Below are 17,168 nucleotides of genomic sequence, written 5' to 3' on the forward strand. Positions count from 1 at the left end.
GAGGTGAATGTGAATGGCAGCACCAATAACTTCTATTAAAAGAAAAGAACGTTCGGAAATGGAAGTGCAGCAGGAGAAACTGGCCGAATTGCAGAAACAAATTGCAGAACAGGAAGAGTCTTTGCAGAAAGTGATGGAGCTTACAGGTGAACTTCATAAGATTGGAGCATTGGATGCATTGCAGGCCATGCTTCAATCAAAAGAAAAGATCACCGGAATAGCGCTGGGTCAAGTATCAAGGGAGCCTGTAACGAATATGCTCAATAATTTGATGGCCGGCGCCGGCGTGCTGACCGCTTTGGATCCGGCAACCGTTAAACAATTATCTCAAAGTGTTCAAAAGGGCTTATCTGAAGCGGAACAGGGAAATGCAGAAGGACAGAAAACAAGTCTGCTTCAGCTGATGAAATCGATGAATGATCCTGATATAAATCGTGCGTTAACATTCGGTCTGAACTTCCTCAAGGGAATGGGTAAAGGCCTGGAGGATTCTTCAGAGTAACAAAACTTTGCGAAACCGGCGAATTTGCTTCATACTGTAACGTAATAGTTCACCCGTTCCCTGGCCATTTGGGCCGGGGAACTTATTCATTAAGTAACTTTATTAGTAGGAGATGGAAAAATGTCAACACAGAGTAAAATAGCTTCACATTTAAAAGAACAATCCGCATCATTGAAAAATATCGGCAGACTGCTTGTTAAATGCTCGGACAGACCGGGAATTGTTTCTGCAGTTTCTACTTTTTTGCTGAAACACGGCGCAAATATTGTAGAGTCCAGCCAATACTCAACTGATCCTGAAGGCGGCATGTTCTATCTTCGCATCGAATTCCACTTGGATCATTTGCTTGAAAAGAAAGAAGAGATTGAGGCAGATTTTGAGGAAATTGCAGCCCAGCATGAATTAGATTATAAATTTTCCTATGCAGTAGAGCTGAAACGGACAGCAATCTTCGTTTCTAAAGAGCCGTATTGCTTAATGGAGCTTCTTTGGGAGTGGCAAAACGGTGATTTGAATACGGATATCGTGGTCGTCATCAGTAACCATGAAGATGCACGCGGTATGGTAGAAGCACTTGGCATCCCTTTTCACTACATTCCTGCAAATAAAGATATCCGCCAAGAAGTAGAGCAGCAGCAGATCAGGCTGATGGAGGAATACGATGTCGACGTACTGGTTTTAGCGCGTTATATGCAAATTCTGACGCCTGATTTTGTCAGTCACTTTCCAAATCAGATCATCAATATCCACCATTCATTTTTACCGGCATTTATCGGCGCACGCCCATATGAGAGAGCGTTTGGGCGCGGTGTAAAATTGATTGGTGCGACATCGCACTACGTAACGAATGATCTGGATGAAGGTCCGATCATTGAGCAGGATATCGAACGGGTAGATCACCGGGACGATGTAGCCCAGCTGAAGAAGATTGGACGTACTATCGAGCGGCGTGTCCTTGCCCGCGCGGTGAAATGGCATCTGGAAGACCGTGTAATTGTAGAGAACAATAAAACAATCGTTTTCCAGTAATAGAAAAAACCGTCATCCGATGTCATTGGATGACGGTTTTTTTAGTGTATGGGTGATTTGAAAGTGGCCCCGTGCGTTTCCTGCGTGTTCATAATCGTCAGAAATGCAGACGGGTCTATATCGGTCGTAATCTGTTTCAGTTTTGAAATTTCCAGCCGTGTCACTACGACGTAGATGACGTCTTTTTCATTATCTGTGTAGCCGCCGCGGCCGTGCAGTTTTGTAATACTTCTTCCAAGCCGCAGACGAATCGCCTCGCCAAGCTCTTCGTATTCATCTGAAATGATAAAGACAGCCTTTGTTTCATCCAGTCCCTGTATGACGATATCGATTGCTTTTGAGGCGATATAATAGGTAATGATGGAGTACATAGCTTTTTCCGGGCCAAGCACAAACCCTGCCCAGCCGAAGATGAAGAGGTTGAAGAACATAACAAATTCTCCGACACTGTACGGAATTTTTTTCGTCAATAAGATGCCTAAAATTTCCGTGCCGTCTAGCGCACCGCCATTTCGGATGATGGTTCCCACACCGGCCCCGAGCAGCAGACCGCCAAACACAGTGGCAAGCAATGAATCCGTAACGAACGGTCCGACATTTTTTAGCGGAATCTCTACAATGGCAAGTAATGCAATAGCATAGGATGAGGAGAAAAAGAAATTTTTCCCGATATGTTTATACCCGAAAAACAGAAAAGGTAAATTTAAGAGCAAAATCAAAATCCCGAACGGTATTTTTGTGATGAAGTTTAATATAAGGGCAATTCCAATAATTCCTCCGTCAATCACGGAATTCGGGATCAAAAATAAATCTAATGCAATGGCGGTGATGACTACACCGATTGAAATAAATACATAGCGTCTGAGCAGATGCCCGATCGTCTCTTTTTTATGCTGCTTGTTCATAACACTCCCCTTTTCCAAATCCGATATGTACTATCTTAACGGAATTTAAACGAAGAAAGAAGGATGAATTATAAGAGTTTCATTTTTCTCTCTAGGAAGAGGGATGAATCATTTTTACTTCCCGGGCATACGATGATACATCATAGCCTAATTGGAGGAGATATGTTGGATATCATTCGTCAGTTGCATAATTATCGCAAAGAAGAAAATGAGTTGAAGTGGGAAGGCACGTTTATGGAATACCTGGAGCTGTTAAAAGAGCGCAAAGAAGTTGCGCAAACTGCCCATTCACGTATTTATGAAATGATCAAAAGTGCAGGAATCGAAAAGCACGACGGCAAGAAAGTCTATAATTTCTTTAATGAAGAATTATTTGGTCTTGAAGAATCGATCGAGCGTCTGGTGGAGGAATACTTTCATCCTGCGGCAAAACGTTTGGACGTAAAGAAACGGGTGCTGTTGCTCATGGGCCCTGTCAGCGGCGGTAAATCAACTATTGTTACGATGCTCAAGCGCGGGCTGGAAGCGTACTCACGCACAGATGAAGGGGCAGTGTACGCAATTAAAGGCTGTCCGATGCATGAAGATCCGCTGCATCTCATCCCCAACCCGCTGCGGGAGTCATTCTTTGAAGAGTACGGCATACGTGTAGAAGGCAGCTTGTCGCCTCTTAATCAGCTGCGTCTGGAAGAAGAATATGACGGAAAGATTGAAGATGTCCTGGTGGAGCGTATCCTGCTGTCTGAAGACCGAAGAGTGGGAATCGGGACTTTCACTCCATCTGACCCAAAATCACAGGATATTGCTGATCTGACAGGAAGCATCGATTTCTCAACGATAGCCGAATTTGGTTCCGAATCAGATCCCCGCGCTTATCGGTTTGACGGAGAGTTAAATAAAGCGAATCGCGGCATGATGGAATTCCAGGAAATGCTGAAGCTCGATGAAAAGTTCCTTTGGCATTTATTATCCCTGACACAGGAAGGGAATTTCAAAGCAGGCCGCTTTGCGCTGATTAGTGCAGATGAATTGATTGTCGCGCATACAAATGAAACGGAATACCGTTCCTTTATCAGCAACAAAAAGAATGAAGCGCTGCATTCACGGTTGATTGTCATTCCGATTCCATATAATTTGAAAGTAAGTGCTGAGGAAAAAATCTACGAAAAAATGATTCGCGACAGTGATATGGCTCACGTCCATATTGCACCGCATGCACTGCGCGTAGCTGCGATATTCTCTGTATTGACGCGTTTGAAAGCTTCTAAAAAACAAGGAGTCGACCGCTTGAAGAAGCTGCGTCTGTATGATGGACAGAATGTGGAAGGGTTTAATAATGCAGATACTGAAGAACTGAAAAACGAATTCATTGACGAAGGTATGGATGGAATCGACCCGCGCTATGTCATTAACCGCATTTCCTCCGCAATCATTCGAAAAGAAGTGCCGAGCATCAATGCGCTGGATGTATTGCGTTCGTTAAAAGACGGCTTTGATCAGCACGCATCGATATCTGCCGAAGACCGTGACACGTATATGAATTACATTTCCATGGCACGCAAAGAATACGATGAAATTGCGAAAAAAGAAGTGCAGAAAGCGTTCGTCTATTCCTATGAAGAATCAGCGAAGACGCTGATGGATAACTACCTGGATAATGTGGAAGCTTACTGCAATAAAAATAAATTACGGGATACGCTTACCGGTGAAGAAGTCAGTCCCGACGAAAAATTGATGCGTTCGCTGGAAGAACAGATTGGAATTTCGGAAAATGCAAAGAAAGCTTTCCGTGAAGAGATTTTAATCCGTATTTCAGCATACGCCAGAAAAAGTCAGCGCTTTGACTACCGTTCGCATGACCGTCTGCGTGAAGCCATTCAGAAAAAGCTTTTCGCCGATTTGAAAGATGTAGTAAAAATCACTACAACCTCCTCTACACCGGATGAGACGCAATTGAAGAAAATGAATGAAGTAGTAGCCCGTCTGGTAGACGAACACGGTTATAATACTGTTTCCGCAAATGAACTGCTGCGCTATGTCGGGAGCTTGCTGAACAGATAACCAGATGGAGAATAGCGGGAAGGCAAGCAGACTGCAGCCAGTGTTTTATGAAAATAGTTTGATCTGAATTCATTCTGGGACCTCTTAAACAAGAGGTCTCTTTTTATTTTGTCAATATTCAAACTTCTATCGCATATGATAAGGAAACAAATTGTTCGAGAGATAGGCGGGGATTCGAATGGAAGAAAACCAGAAAAGTCGATTCGTTGTTACCGAAGAAAATTGGTCACTCCATCGCAAAGGCCATCAGGATCAGCAACGCCATTTGGATAAAATAAATGAAGTGTTGCAAAGTAATTTACCCGACTTAATCAGCGAAGAGAGCATCATACTGTCAAATGGAAAAGACATGGTGAAAATACCGATTCGTTCATTGGATGAATTTAAAATTCGCTACAACCACGACAAGTCCAAGCACGTCGGCCAAGGGCAGGGCGACAGCGAAGTAGGGGATGTAGTGGCGCAGGGTGAAAAGCAGGCGCAGCCGGGGAAAGGGAAAGAGGCAGGAGATCAGCCGGGCGAGGATATTTATGAAACAGAAGTTTCTATCGAAGAATTGGAAGAAATGTTTTTCAAAGAATTGGAACTGCCTCACTTAGAGCAAAAAGAGCAATCCGTCACAACAATTGAAGATATTGATTTTACAGATATCCGTAAAAAAGGTCTGATCGGAAATATTGATAAGAAACGGACCCTATTATCAGCAATCAAACGCAATGCGATGAAGGGAAAGGCGGAAATCGCACCGATTCTGGAAGATGACCTGCGCTTCAAAACATGGAACCCTGTGGAGAAACCGCAGTCTAAAGCGGTAGTCATCGCCATGATGGATACGAGCGGGTCGATGGGCAAGTTCGAAAAGTATATGGCACGCAGCTTCTTCTTTTGGATGACGAAGTTCCTGCGTACAAAATACGAAACCGTCGAAATTGAATTCATAGCGCATCATACGGAAGCAAAAGTGGTATCTGAAGATAATTTCTTCAATAAAGGGGAAAGCGGCGGAACGAGATGTTCGTCAGCTTATGTAAAGGCGCTGGAAGTAATCAAAGAGTCTTATCCTCCTGCAAGTTATAATATTTATCCTGTTCATTTTTCGGACGGTGAGAATATGACAAGCGATAACAAGAAATGTTTGGAGTACGTGGATGAATTATTGGCAATATCCAATATGTTCGGTTATGCGGAAGTCAATGAACACCGCAGAATGTCTACATTGATGTCTGCTTATAAATCAATCGAACATCCCAAATTTAATTATTACATTTTGCAGAAAAACCGCGATGTCTACTTTGCGCTCAAGAAATTCTTCGAAAAGCGAACGGAGGGATTACGCTGACCGATCAACAGGCATTACACTATGCGATAGATGAGATCACGGAGATTGCCAGCGGATACGGACTTGATTTTTACCCGATGCGCTATGAAATTTGTCCCGCCGATATTTTGTACACATTCGGTGCCTATGGAATGCCGACCCGCTTTACTCATTGGAGTTTCGGTAAGCAGTTCCACAAAATGAAGCTCCAGTATGATGTAGGGCTCAGTAAGATTTATGAGCTGGTCATTAATTCAAACCCTTGTTATGCATTTTTATTGAATACAAATAGTCTCATTCAAAATAAGTTAATTATTGCGCACGTTCTGGCGCATTGTGATTTTTTCAAGAACAATATTTATTTCTCAAAGACCCGAAAAGATATGGTGGAGAGTATGGCAGCAACAGCAGACAGAATCGCGGATTATGAAATCCGACACGGCAAGAGCCGTGTGGAAACGTTTCTGGATGCAGTGCTGGCAATTCAGGAACACGTCGACCCGAGTATTATGAGGGATGTCATACCGTCTGCTTCCGCTGTACAGCAGCCGAGAAAGACAGCATATGATGATTTATGGGAGCTGGATCAAAAGAAAATTCCGGGCCAGCAGGCGATTGAAATGCATAAAAAAAATCCGCGAAACCAAGAAAAAGACATATTGCTTTTTATTCTTGAAAACAGCCGCAGCCTGACCGAATGGCAATCGGATATTCTTACGATGCTGCGTGAGGAGATGCTGTATTTCTGGCCGCAGCTGGAAACAAAAATCATGAATGAAGGATGGGCTTCTTACTGGCATCAGACTATACTGCGCCAGATGGATCTGACGCCTGCGGAGACAATAGAATTTGCTAAGCTTAATGCAAGTGTACTTCAGCCTTCAAAGACCTCAATCAATCCATATTATCTGGGAGTTAAAATATACGAGGATATAGAAAAGCGTTATGACCTGCTGGCGGCAGAAGCCGGCAAAAGAGGCGAGCAGGCTGTTACAGGACGTGAAAAAATATTCGAAGCACGCGAAATTGAGAATGATACGTCCTTTATCCGTAATTACCTGACGGATGATTTAATCAAACAGGAAGATCTGTATGTGTTCAAGAAACAGGATGATCAGTATAAAATATCTGATAAGCAGGCTGAAGCGGTCAGGAATCAGCTGATCGGACAGCGCGTCAACGGCGGTTTCCCTTATATTGTAGTAGAAGACGGTGATTATATGAGGAATGGCGAGCTCTACCTCGTACACCGCTATGAAGATACCGAACTTGATCTTCCGTACCTGGAACACGTCTTGCCGCATATTCATCATCTGTGGGGCCGCATAGTGCACATTGAGACAGTACTCGAAAACAAACCACTTGTTTTTTCATACGACGGTCACAAAGTGTTCAGAAGAAGCAAGTAATGGATAAAGAGCAGAAGGTTAATTGTAAAGCTGAAGACACATTCCGGAAACTAGGGTGTCTTCAGCTTTTATTTGTATTTGCCGCTGTCTGTATCCGGAGCGGCAGGCTGTCTCGTACGTCCCCATTGAACTTTCCTCGATCTTTTTTTATCAAGGTACTTTTCATTTCATGCATCTAATGTTATTTTTATAGTATACTAACTCATTAACGTACTAAAGAGTTGAGAAAAGAGGAAAATACATGAAAAAGATACTGTTTACATTCCTGTTTGCCGCAATGTTCCTAGTAATTGCAGGATGTTCGGACAAGTCTTCGACCGGGGACAGCTCGAAAGATGACAAAGGAAAAGAAGAAACGAAAGAAATTATCATTGGTGTTGATGACAAGTTTGCACCGATGGGATTCCGTGATGATAAAAATAACTTAGTTGGATTTGATATCGATATGGCGACAGCAGCTGCTGAACATATGGGTGCTGCTGCGAAATTCCAGCCAATTGACTGGAAAACAAAAGAAACTGAACTCAGCAGCGGCCGTATTGATTTAATTTGGAACGGCTATACAATCACAGAAGAGCGTAAAGAAAAAGTATTGTTCACAAAGCCGTACTTGGATAATAATCAAGTGGTCGTTACATTGGCGGGTTCTGATATTGAAACATTTGAGGATTTGGCTGGGAAAACTGTAGGCCTGCAGGCGCTGTCATCTGCCGGTCCGGCACTGGAAAATCATCCAATCAATGAAAAAGTAAAAAATGTTACCGAATTTGCGGATAATGTGCTGGCATTAACGGATTTAAAGACAGGCCGTCTGGATGCAGTAATCATCGATGAAGTCGTCATCGATTACTACATGACAACAGAAAAGGATGTCTTCAAAAAACTTGAAGGCTCATTAGCAGTGGAGGAATACGGAATTGGAGTAAAAAAAGGCAATGAAGAACTGCTGGAAAGCCTCCAGAATGCATTAGATCAAATGAATGAAGACGGTACTTCTGCTGAAATCTCCAAGGAATGGTTCGGAGAAGACAAAGTTCTTCGTTAAGATGTAGAATAAGTGATGCCGCCGGAAGTTGCCGTTAGGATTTCCGGTGGTTTTATTGTAAAAGAAGTACATAAAACCGCAATTGGTTTTTTGGAGGAATTGACTGATGAGCTATGAATATTTTATGTCCATGCTGATTCCCATGCTGGAAGGTGCCAAAGCGACTGTCCTGTTATTTGTAATTGCGATTGTCCTTTCCATACCGCTTGGGTTCATACTGACACTTGCCGTAAGAAGTAGTATTAAACCAATTTCTTATTTGGCGCAGACTTATATTTATGTCATGCGTGGGACCCCTTTGTTACTGCAGCTGCTGTTCTTTGTTTTTGGTTTACCACTTCTGCCGGTAATTGGTGAGTTTTTAGTACTCGACCGTTTCGTCGCAGCGACACTCGCGTTTATTCTGAACTATGCTGCGTACTTCGCTGAAATATTCCGCGGCGGATTGATCTCCATCGATAAAGGACAGTATGAAGCTTCTCAAGTACTCGGTTTGTCCAAATGGCAGACGACCGTACGTGTAATTTTGCCGCAGATGTTCCGTGTGACGCTGCCGCCAATTGCCAATGAATCAGTGTCTCTTGTTAAAGATACGGCTCTGTTGTATGCGGTCGCGGTCCCGGAACTGCTTCATTATGCACAAACCGTCGTCAATAGAGATTTCACGATCATTCCGTTTTTTATTGCGGCGGGGATCTACTTGCTGATTGCATTCGGACTGACACTGGTGTTCAAGTATTTAGAGAGAAAGCTGCAATACGATTGAGGAGAGAAAATTATGTCTTTCATTGAAGTGCGCAATTTAAAAAAATCATTCGGTCCGTTGGAAGTATTGAAGGACATTTCATTTGATGTTCAGAAAAATGATGTGCTGGCAATTATCGGGCCTTCAGGATCTGGAAAAAGTACGATGCTCAGAAGTTTGATACAGCTGGAGCAGGTAGGGGGCGGAAGCATTATCGTTGACGGGGATTACCTCGTAAAAGATGGAGTGTATGCGAACGCGGCCGACAGTAAAATAATCAACTCGAAAATGGGAATGGTCTTTCAGCAATTCAATCTGTTTCCGCATTTAACAGTGAAGCAGAATTTGGAGCTTGCACCAAAACTGGTGAAAAAAGAGAAAGCCCAAAATTACAGTGAACGAAGTATGGAGTTGCTTGAAAAAGTAGGTCTTGCTTCAAAAAGTCATGAACTGCCTTCAAGACTCTCGGGCGGTCAAAAGCAGCGTGTAGCAATTGCAAGGGCGCTGATGATGAACCCTGATATATTGCTCTTTGACGAACCGACGTCTGCCCTTGACCCGCAACTGACAGAAGAAGTGCTGCAAGTCATGAAAAATCTTGCGGAAGAGCATATGACGATGATTGTCGTCACGCATGAAATGGAATTTGCAAGTAATGTCGCGGATCAAGTGATTTTCATGGATGACGGTATGATTATAGAATCCGGCACTCCGCATGAAGTAATTAAAGCGCCGAAAGAATTACGGACGAAAAAATTCCTGAACTACGTACAAAAAGAATAAGGAAAATAGGGCCAGGCGAGTAAACTATTCGCCTGGCTTTTTACTATCCTGGTGAAGTAACACCGGAATTATCGCAATTTGTGAAAGGGTTAGGCAAGTTACCCGTAAACTTATGGGAATTCACGTAAAATATCGAATATTGCATTGACGAATAACTGTGTAAAGGGTACGATTACGTATAATTATCATCTTTTTAGAATATATCGAAAAGCTGGTAGATAATAGTTGAGGGGGATTTGCATGAAGAAACGTTGGATGACTTACGCAGCAGCACTATTCAGTATTGTGCTCATTTTAGCTGCGTGCGGGGGGAAAGATGGGTCATCGGATTCATCATCAGGGGATACAAGTGATGACAAAGCAGACACAGAAGAAAAATATACGATTGGTGTCACGCAAATTGTAGAACATCCATCGTTGGATGCGGCATTTGAAGGTTTCCAAAAGGCGATTGAAGATGCCGGACTGAACGTCGAATACGATAAGCAAAATGCGCAAAATGATAATAGTTCCAACTCCACGATTGCGAACAACTTGGCAGGGGCGGGGGTAGATTTAATCTTTGCCAACTCTACACCGAGCGCTCAAGCTGCGGCCAGTGCCACACAGGAGATTCCAATCATCTTTACTTCTGTAACAGATGCAGTGGCTGCAGAGCTTGTGGCTTCTAATGAAGAGCCAGGCGGGAACGTTACCGGAACAATCGATAACCATCCGGAGGCAATCTCTGACACCATGAAATTTTTGAAAGAAAACTTAAGCGCGAAAAAAGTAGGGATGATCTTCAACTCTGGAGAACAGAACTCCCGTCTGCAAGTGGATCACGTAAAAGAGATCCTAAAAGACATGGACATGGAAGTAGTGGAAGCATCTGTTGCTACTTCAGCTGATGTGAAACAGGCTGCAGAATCGCTGATCGGTTCAGTGGACTCATTCTATATCATTACAGACAACACTGTAGTATCAGCATTGGAATCTGTTATCTCCGTTGCGAATGACAATAAGATTCCAATGATGGTCGGTGAATTTGATTCTGTGAAGCGCGGCGGACTTGGCGCGTACGGTTTCGAGTACTATGACATCGGTTATGAAGCCGGCGAAATGGCAGTCAAGATTCTTAAAGGGGAAGCTGCACCTGAATCGTTGCCTGTACAAGTGCCGCAGAACCTGAAGCTGATGATGAATGAAAAAACAGCAGACGCAATCGGCTTGAAAATACAAGACGACTGGAATGCAGAAATTGTAGAATAAAATTAGGAGATGATCTTGCATGTTTTCAGCTGTATTTGGCTCAGTTGAGCAGGGTATCATCTATGCGATCATGGCACTCGGAGTGTATCTGACATTCCGGGTGCTTGATTTTCCAGATTTAACAGTGGACGGAAGTTTTGTAACAGGCGCAGCGGTGGCTGCTACGATGATCGTCTTTGACTATCATCCGCTTGTTGCAACACTTACCGCGATCGTGGTAGGCTTTTTTGCTGGATGTATAACAGGTTTATTACATACCAAAGGAAAAATCAATCCACTTTTATCCGGAATCCTCATGATGATAGCTCTTTACTCGATAAACCTTCGGATAATGGGACTGACTACCGAAAGTTCAGTAGGCCGCCCAAATATTCCGCTATTAAATGCAGAAACGATTTTCAGTAAGTTCCAGGGATTCTGGAGTAATCTAGGTATTGACGGAATGATTAACGGCTTCTTATCAGGACTCGGCATAGAACATCTGCCTTCTACATGGGGAACATTATTCCTGATGATTCTCGTGGTAATTGTAATTAAATTTATTGCGGACTGGTTTTTACAGACTGAAGTCGGCTTGGCAATCCGCGCAACAGGCGATAATAAAAAAATGATTCGCAGTTTTTCTGCCAATACAGATACTCTCGTTATTCTCGGATTAGGTATTTCTAACGCATTAGTCGCTTTCTCAGGTTCTCTGATTGCGCAATACGGAAAATTCGCCGATAACGGGATGGGGATCGGTATGATCATCATCGGCCTGGCTTCTGTAATTATTGGAGAGGCAATATTCGGAACGAAAACTATTTTCCGTACGACATTGGCAGTCGTAATTGGTGCTGTCATTTACCGTATCGTACTCGGACTGTCACTGCGCGTAAAAATCCTGGATTCCGGAGACATGAAACTGATTACAGCAGTAATTGTAATTGCTGCTTTGATCATTCCGCAGATTTTGGAAAAGAGACGGGAAAAAGCACGTAAAGCGAAAAGACAATCTGAACGAATTGCAATGAAAGCATCACAAGGGGGTCACAGCATTGTTGAAACTGGACCAAATCAATAAAATTTTTAATGAAGCGACTCCGGATGAAAAAGTGGCGCTCGACCAGATCAACCTGCATTTAAAGCCGGGCGACTTCGTTACGGTGATCGGCAGTAACGGAGCGGGGAAATCAACAATGATGAATATGATTTCCGGTGCCCTGACACCTGACTTCGGCAATATATTTATTGATAGTAAAAATGTTACGCGACTCCCAGAGTTTAAACGCTCCAAAATGATTGGCCGTGTGTTCCAGGATCCGATGGCGGGAACAGCGCCCGCTATGACGATTGAAGAGAATCTGGCGATGGCCTATTCACGTAATAAACGCCGTTCACTGCACCGCGGTGTAGATAAGAAACGAAAAGATTTATTCCGCACATCACTGGAAACGTTACATTTAAATCTCGAGAACCGAATGACGGCAAAAGTAGGACTGCTGTCAGGCGGGGAGCGGCAGGCGCTGTCACTGCTGATGGCGACATTTACACAACCGTCCATCCTGCTGCTTGACGAGCATACAGCAGCACTTGACCCGTCACGTGCCGAGCTGATCACTGACCTGACGAAGCGCCTGGTTGAGAAAGATCAGCTGACGACATTGATGGTTACGCATAATATGCAGCAGGCACTGGACCTCGGGAATCGTTTGATCATGATGGACAAGGGACAGATTATCCTGGAAGTAGGAGAAGAACAGAAACGGCATCTGACCATTGCGAAGTTAATGGATGAATTCCAGCGGATTCGCGGTGAACAATTAAACAGTGATGCTGCATTACTGTCTGTATAAATGAAAAACCCCTGTTTTCCGCTATTGGGAAAACAGGGGCTGTTTCGTCTGCTCAGGCAAGATGTGCAATAGGTTTTTTGATTTCATACACCCAGTCAAATGGGTCGCTCTCTTTGCCTGTTTGAATATTCGTTAATGTATTGTACAGTTTAGCGGAAAGTTCACCCGTTTCACCGTTCCCGATAATCATTTTATAGCCATCCCAGTTCAGTTCGCCTACAGGGGAAATGACAGCAGCTGTTCCGGTGCCGAATACTTCTTCCAGTTCACCGCACTCATAGGCTGCACGGATTTCATCCATGGAGATTTTTCGTTCAGCGACCGGTATATTCCAGTGACGAAGCAGCTGTAAAATCGATTTTCGTGTAATGCCTTCCAAAATGCTGCCGTTGATTGCAGGCGTGACGACTTCACCATTAATTTTGAAGAAAATATTCATGCTGCCTACTTCTTCAACGTATTTACGTTCCGTGCTGTCGAGCCATAGAACTTGCGAATAGCCTTGTTTGTCTGCTGTTTCTTGTGCTTTTAAAGCAGCTGCATAGTTGCCTGCAGTTTTGGCGCTGCCTGTTCCGCCTTTAGCCGCACGGACAAATTCATTTTCCACGAGAATTTTGACAGGATGGATGCCTTCTTTGTAATACGAGCCGACAGGAGATAAAATTATATAGAATTGATATTTCTTTGCAGGAGCCACGCCCAGGAAAGCCTCTGTTGCAATGACGAATGGCCGAATGTAAAGTGAAGTTCCTTCCAGTGCAGGAATCCAATCCTGCTCTATTTGCAGTAACAGATTCAGTGCGTACAGCGCATTCGCCTCGTCGATACGCGGCATGCACAGTCGGTCCAGCGAGTAATTCAGGCGCTTCATATTTTCATCCGGACGGAACAGACGAATCGTCCCGTCTTCTGAACGATAAGCTTTCATGCCTTCAAAAACAGTCTGTCCGTAATGAAGAACGATTGCGGCTGGATCAAGCGTCAATGGTGCGTAAGGAGTAATACGGTGATTATGCCATCCTTTACCTTCTTCATAGTCTATAATTAGCATATGGTCGGTAAATGTTTTCCCAAAAACGAGTGTGCTGGGGTCCGGTTTTTCCTTTTTGCTTTGTGTTAATTGTATTTGCATAGGTAATCTCGTCATAATCATCAGATCTCCTCAAAGTGTAGAATATTCCGAAACTTCAATTCCGAATAGTGTAATTATACTGCTTTTTTCCAAAAAATAAAGTGAAAAGTTTGTCGTTTTTGAAAATTATTGTAGAAAGGACAGAGATGAAATGAAAAAGGTACTGATTATCGGGGCTGGAATCGCCGGAGTATCCGCCGCTTATCACTTGTCAGCACAACAGGCGGAAGTCGTGCTGGTCGACAGACAGGAGCCGGGGCAGGCAACAAAAGCTGCAGCAGGCATTATTTGTCCATGGGCCTCTCAACGGCGAAATAAAGCATGGTACGCGCTGGCGTCAGCAGGTGCTGCGTATTATCCTGAACTCATCCGTTCACTGGAAGAACAGGGAGAGATGGAGACAGGGTATAAAAAAGTGGGCGCTTTGGCGATTCATACGGATGTGAGCCGTCTGGAAAAGAAAGTGGACCTGTTGCATACAAGAAGAGAACAAAGCCCTGAAATTGGGGAAGTAGAGTTACTGGAACCTGGTCAGGCGGCGGTCTATTTTCCGGTTTTGTCAGAGGATTATTCAGCAGTCCGAATTTCAGGCGCAGCCAAAGTCGAGGGAGATAAACTGCGGGAGGCATTGGAGCGTGTCGCAGTAAAACGGGGCGTCCAACTGATCCGCGGCTCCGCAACTCCATATGCAGAAGATGGCGAAGTTCGAGGTGTCATGGTCAACGGAGAAATAGTAAAAGCGGATCAAATCATCGTTGCAGCGGGCGCCTGGGCGGGTGAATTTACAGAACCGCTCGGCAAGAAACTGCAAGTAGCGGGACAGAAAGCACAGATTCTTCACTTGCAGTCAGTTCATGAATCATCCGGCGACTGGCCGGTGATCATGCCGCCAAGCACCCAGTATCTTGTACCGTTCCAACATGGCAGATTCGTTGCAGGCGCGACACATGAAGATACAGATCACGTTACTATTCAGTCCACAGCCGGAGGCATAATGGAGATATTGGCGAATGCACTGCCGATTGCTCCCGCATTGCGTGAAGCGGAGCTGGCGGAGGTGCGTGTGGGCATTCGTCCGCATACTCCAAATTTTATGCCTGTGATCGGCCAGCTGCCTGATCATCCGCAAGTCTGGGTTGTCAATGGGCTCGGTTCATCCGGCTTAACGGTCGGACCATTGCTCGGGAAGCTGTTATCAAAATTGGTACTTGGTGAAGAAACAGGATGGAATTTGGAAAGCTATGCTGTTGAGCAAATAATTGAAGATGCGCATTGAACAAAGCACGCAGAATGCTTATTATGAAGATAGAGCCATTGAACGGTTAGGGGGAAGATGGACATGAGAAGATATGTTTCGTATTCAGAAGAAGTAAAGGAAGCGATGAAGTACGGTAAACCGCTTGTTGCATTGGAATCCACTATTATCACGTATGGTATGCCGTATCCTGAAAATGTCAAAGCGGCCCGGGAAGTTCAGCAAATCATACGGGGCAATGGGGCAGTTCCAGCAACGATTGCTATTATGGACGGGAAAATTAAAATCGGCCTGACTGACGAAGAACTGGAGCGATTTGGTGACAGTAAGGGGGTTGTCAAAGCTTCCAGACGGGATATCAGTTATTTAATCGCAACGAAACAGCCCGGAGCCACAACAGTCGCAGCTTCGATGTTTTTCGCGGACTTGGCACGTATCCGTGTGTTCACGACAGGGGCCATCGGGGGTGTACACCGCGGTGCGGAGAAAACAATGGATATTTCCGCCGATCTTGAGGAATTTGCACGTACGAGCGTGGCGGTCGTCTGCTCAGGCGCCAAGTCAATATTAGATCTTGGCAAGACGCTTGAATACTTGGAAACAAAAGGTGTGCCTGTTATGGGATATAAAACGGATATATTTCCTGCCTTTTATACAAGAAGCAGCGCGCATCATGTAGATTACCGTATGGATGAAATCGATATGATGGCAGAAATGCTGAGGGTTAAATGGAATTTGGGTTTGGAGGGCAGTGCCATCATCGCCAATCCAATTCCAGAAGAATACGCAATGGATCAGGAGTATATGGATAAACTGGTTTCAGATGCACTTGCAGAGGCGGAACAATCAGGTGTCAGCGGAAAAAATCTCACACCGTATATGCTGAAAAAAGTGCAGGAAATGACAGGCGGGAAAAGTCTGGATGCTAATATTGCATTAGTAAAAGCGAATGCGGAACTTGCCGCAAAACTGGCAGTCAGTTTTAACGGGAATTAATAAAGACAGGTTGTGAACAGTTGAAAGTAGTATCTTGGAATGTCAACGGGATCAGGGCTTGTGTAAAGAAAGGGTTCGTAGATTTTTTTGAACAAGCAAAGGCAGATATTTTTTGTATACAGGAAATTAAATGTCAGCAGGGACAAATAGATCTTTCGTTTGAAGGCTATGAATCCTATTGGAACTATGCAGTAAAAAAAGGCTATTCAGGAACTGCGGTGTTTACGAAAAAAAAGCCGCTATCTGTTCGTTATGGCTTGAATGATCAGGATTTTGAAGAGGAAGGGCGTGTGCTGACGCTGGAATTTGATACGTTTTTCCTCGTCAACAGTTATACACCGAATGCACAGCGTGATTTAGCGCGTCTGCCGTATCGTCTGGCTTGGGAAGACGAATTGCTCGTCCATTTAACCGCACTGGATGCGATGAAACCCGTCATCTATTGCGGCGATCTGAATGTCGCACACGAAGAAATCGATATTCGCAATGTGAAATCCAATATAGGAAATTCAGGATTTACGGAACAAGAGCGCGGAAAAATGACACGCCTTCTGAATGCGGGATTTCTTGATACATTCCGTTATATGAATCCTGATCAGGAAGGAGCCTATACGTGGTGGTCGTATATGCGTGATGTGAGAGCAAGAAATATCGGGTGGCGTATTGATTACCTCATTATTTCTGAACGTCTCGGGCCGGCTCTGCAAACGGCTTCCATTCATTCAGAAGTGTTGGGTAGCGATCATTGTCCTATTTCTGCAGAATTTTTAATGTAATAAAAAGAGGCTGGGACAAAACTAAAAATAAAGTCCGTTCCCCTGCGCTCCAAAAGGCACGCTTTCCGCGGGGCGCGCTTGAGCCTCCTCGTCGCTGGCGCTCCTGCGAGGTCTCAACATTCGCGC

At 44.2% G+C, this 17,168-nt stretch carries 16 protein-coding genes; 14 read left to right on the top strand and 2 right to left on the bottom strand.

Annotation, left to right across the window (positions count from 1 at the left end; all coding sequences use genetic code 11):
• Positions 1–13: 13 nt before the first annotated feature.
• Together SporoP37_RS15080 and purU are read left to right on the top strand one after the other, a co-directional pair.
• On the top strand, positions 14–502 hold the full coding sequence (locus tag SporoP37_RS15080; protein ID WP_085431361.1) for a helical membrane plugin domain-containing protein: 489 nt from the start codon (positions 14–16) through the stop codon (positions 500–502).
• A 120-nt stretch (positions 503–622) separates the two neighbouring features.
• Entirely contained in the window at positions 623–1,531 is a 909-nt protein-coding gene (gene purU / locus SporoP37_RS15085; RefSeq protein ID WP_081244453.1) for a formyltetrahydrofolate deformylase, read from the top strand.
• 41 nt (positions 1,532–1,572) lie between these two features.
• Here purU and SporoP37_RS15090 read toward each other — a convergent pair whose 3' ends face one another.
• Complete coding sequence (locus tag SporoP37_RS15090; RefSeq protein ID WP_081244454.1) at positions 1,573–2,436, bottom strand: YitT family protein; 864 nt, start codon at positions 2,434–2,436, stop codon at positions 1,573–1,575.
• A 162-nt stretch (positions 2,437–2,598) separates the two neighbouring features.
• Here SporoP37_RS15090 and SporoP37_RS15095 point away from each other — a divergent pair, with 162 nt between their 5' ends.
• The 9 genes from SporoP37_RS15095 (at position 2,599) to SporoP37_RS15135 (ending at position 12,883) form a co-directional block, all read left to right on the top strand.
• Entirely contained in the window at positions 2,599–4,497 is a 1,899-nt protein-coding gene (locus SporoP37_RS15095; protein WP_369821938.1) for a PrkA family serine protein kinase, read from the top strand.
• 178 nt (positions 4,498–4,675) lie between these two features.
• A complete protein-coding gene (gene yhbH / locus SporoP37_RS15100) occupies positions 4,676–5,836 on the top strand; it encodes a sporulation protein YhbH (RefSeq protein WP_085431362.1) in 1,161 nt (386 codons plus the stop codon).
• Positions 5,833–7,224: a SpoVR family protein gene (locus tag SporoP37_RS15105; RefSeq protein ID WP_369821987.1), complete on the top strand. Its 1,392-nt coding sequence runs from the start codon at positions 5,833–5,835 to the stop codon at positions 7,222–7,224. The genes yhbH and SporoP37_RS15105 overlap by 4 nt, the downstream gene beginning before the upstream one ends.
• A gap of 241 nt (positions 7,225–7,465) precedes the next feature.
• Complete coding sequence (locus SporoP37_RS15110; protein ID WP_085431363.1) at positions 7,466–8,269, top strand: amino acid ABC transporter substrate-binding protein; 804 nt, start codon at positions 7,466–7,468, stop codon at positions 8,267–8,269.
• A gap of 106 nt (positions 8,270–8,375) precedes the next feature.
• The gene (locus tag SporoP37_RS15115) at positions 8,376–9,035 is read left to right on the top strand and encodes an amino acid ABC transporter permease (protein WP_081244459.1); all 660 of its coding nucleotides are present in this window, start codon (positions 8,376–8,378) and stop codon (positions 9,033–9,035) included.
• 12 nt (positions 9,036–9,047) lie between these two features.
• A complete protein-coding gene (locus SporoP37_RS15120; RefSeq protein WP_081244460.1) occupies positions 9,048–9,797 on the top strand; it encodes an amino acid ABC transporter ATP-binding protein in 750 nt (249 codons plus the stop codon).
• Between the two features lie 240 nt (positions 9,798–10,037).
• Positions 10,038–11,048 carry an ABC transporter substrate-binding protein gene (locus SporoP37_RS15125; RefSeq protein WP_081244461.1) on the top strand — a complete coding sequence of 337 codons (1,011 nt, stop codon included), beginning with the start codon at positions 10,038–10,040 and terminating at the stop codon, positions 11,046–11,048.
• 19 nt (positions 11,049–11,067) lie between these two features.
• Entirely contained in the window at positions 11,068–12,111 is a 1,044-nt protein-coding gene (locus tag SporoP37_RS15130; RefSeq protein WP_081244462.1) for an ABC transporter permease, read from the top strand.
• Positions 12,086–12,883 (top strand): ABC transporter ATP-binding protein, encoded by a 798-nt coding sequence (locus SporoP37_RS15135; protein WP_081244463.1) that lies wholly within the window; start codon positions 12,086–12,088, stop codon positions 12,881–12,883. Before SporoP37_RS15130 ends, SporoP37_RS15135 begins: the two co-directional genes overlap by 26 nt.
• Positions 12,884–12,935: 52 nt before the next feature.
• On the opposite strand, the gene SporoP37_RS15140 is transcribed toward SporoP37_RS15135, so the two are convergent.
• Positions 12,936–14,036 carry a branched-chain amino acid aminotransferase gene (locus tag SporoP37_RS15140; protein ID WP_369821939.1) on the bottom strand — a complete coding sequence of 367 codons (1,101 nt, stop codon included), beginning with the start codon at positions 14,034–14,036 and terminating at the stop codon, positions 12,936–12,938.
• A gap of 130 nt (positions 14,037–14,166) precedes the next feature.
• Here SporoP37_RS15140 and SporoP37_RS15145 point away from each other — a divergent pair, with 130 nt between their 5' ends.
• From SporoP37_RS15145 to SporoP37_RS15155, 3 genes are all read left to right on the top strand, one after another.
• Positions 14,167–15,291 carry an NAD(P)/FAD-dependent oxidoreductase gene (locus tag SporoP37_RS15145; protein ID WP_081244465.1) on the top strand — a complete coding sequence of 375 codons (1,125 nt, stop codon included), beginning with the start codon at positions 14,167–14,169 and terminating at the stop codon, positions 15,289–15,291.
• A gap of 63 nt (positions 15,292–15,354) precedes the next feature.
• Positions 15,355–16,266, top strand: a complete 912-nt coding sequence (locus SporoP37_RS15150; RefSeq protein ID WP_085431364.1) for a pseudouridine-5'-phosphate glycosidase — start codon at positions 15,355–15,357, stop codon at positions 16,264–16,266.
• A 20-nt stretch (positions 16,267–16,286) separates the two neighbouring features.
• Positions 16,287–17,042, top strand: coding sequence for an exodeoxyribonuclease III (locus SporoP37_RS15155; RefSeq protein ID WP_085431365.1), 756 nt, complete (start codon positions 16,287–16,289; stop codon positions 17,040–17,042).
• The last annotated feature ends 126 nt before the right edge of the window (positions 17,043–17,168 follow it).

The organism is Sporosarcina sp. P37, assembly GCF_002109365.1.
Lineage (GTDB): Bacteria > Bacillota > Bacilli > Bacillales_A > Planococcaceae > Sporosarcina.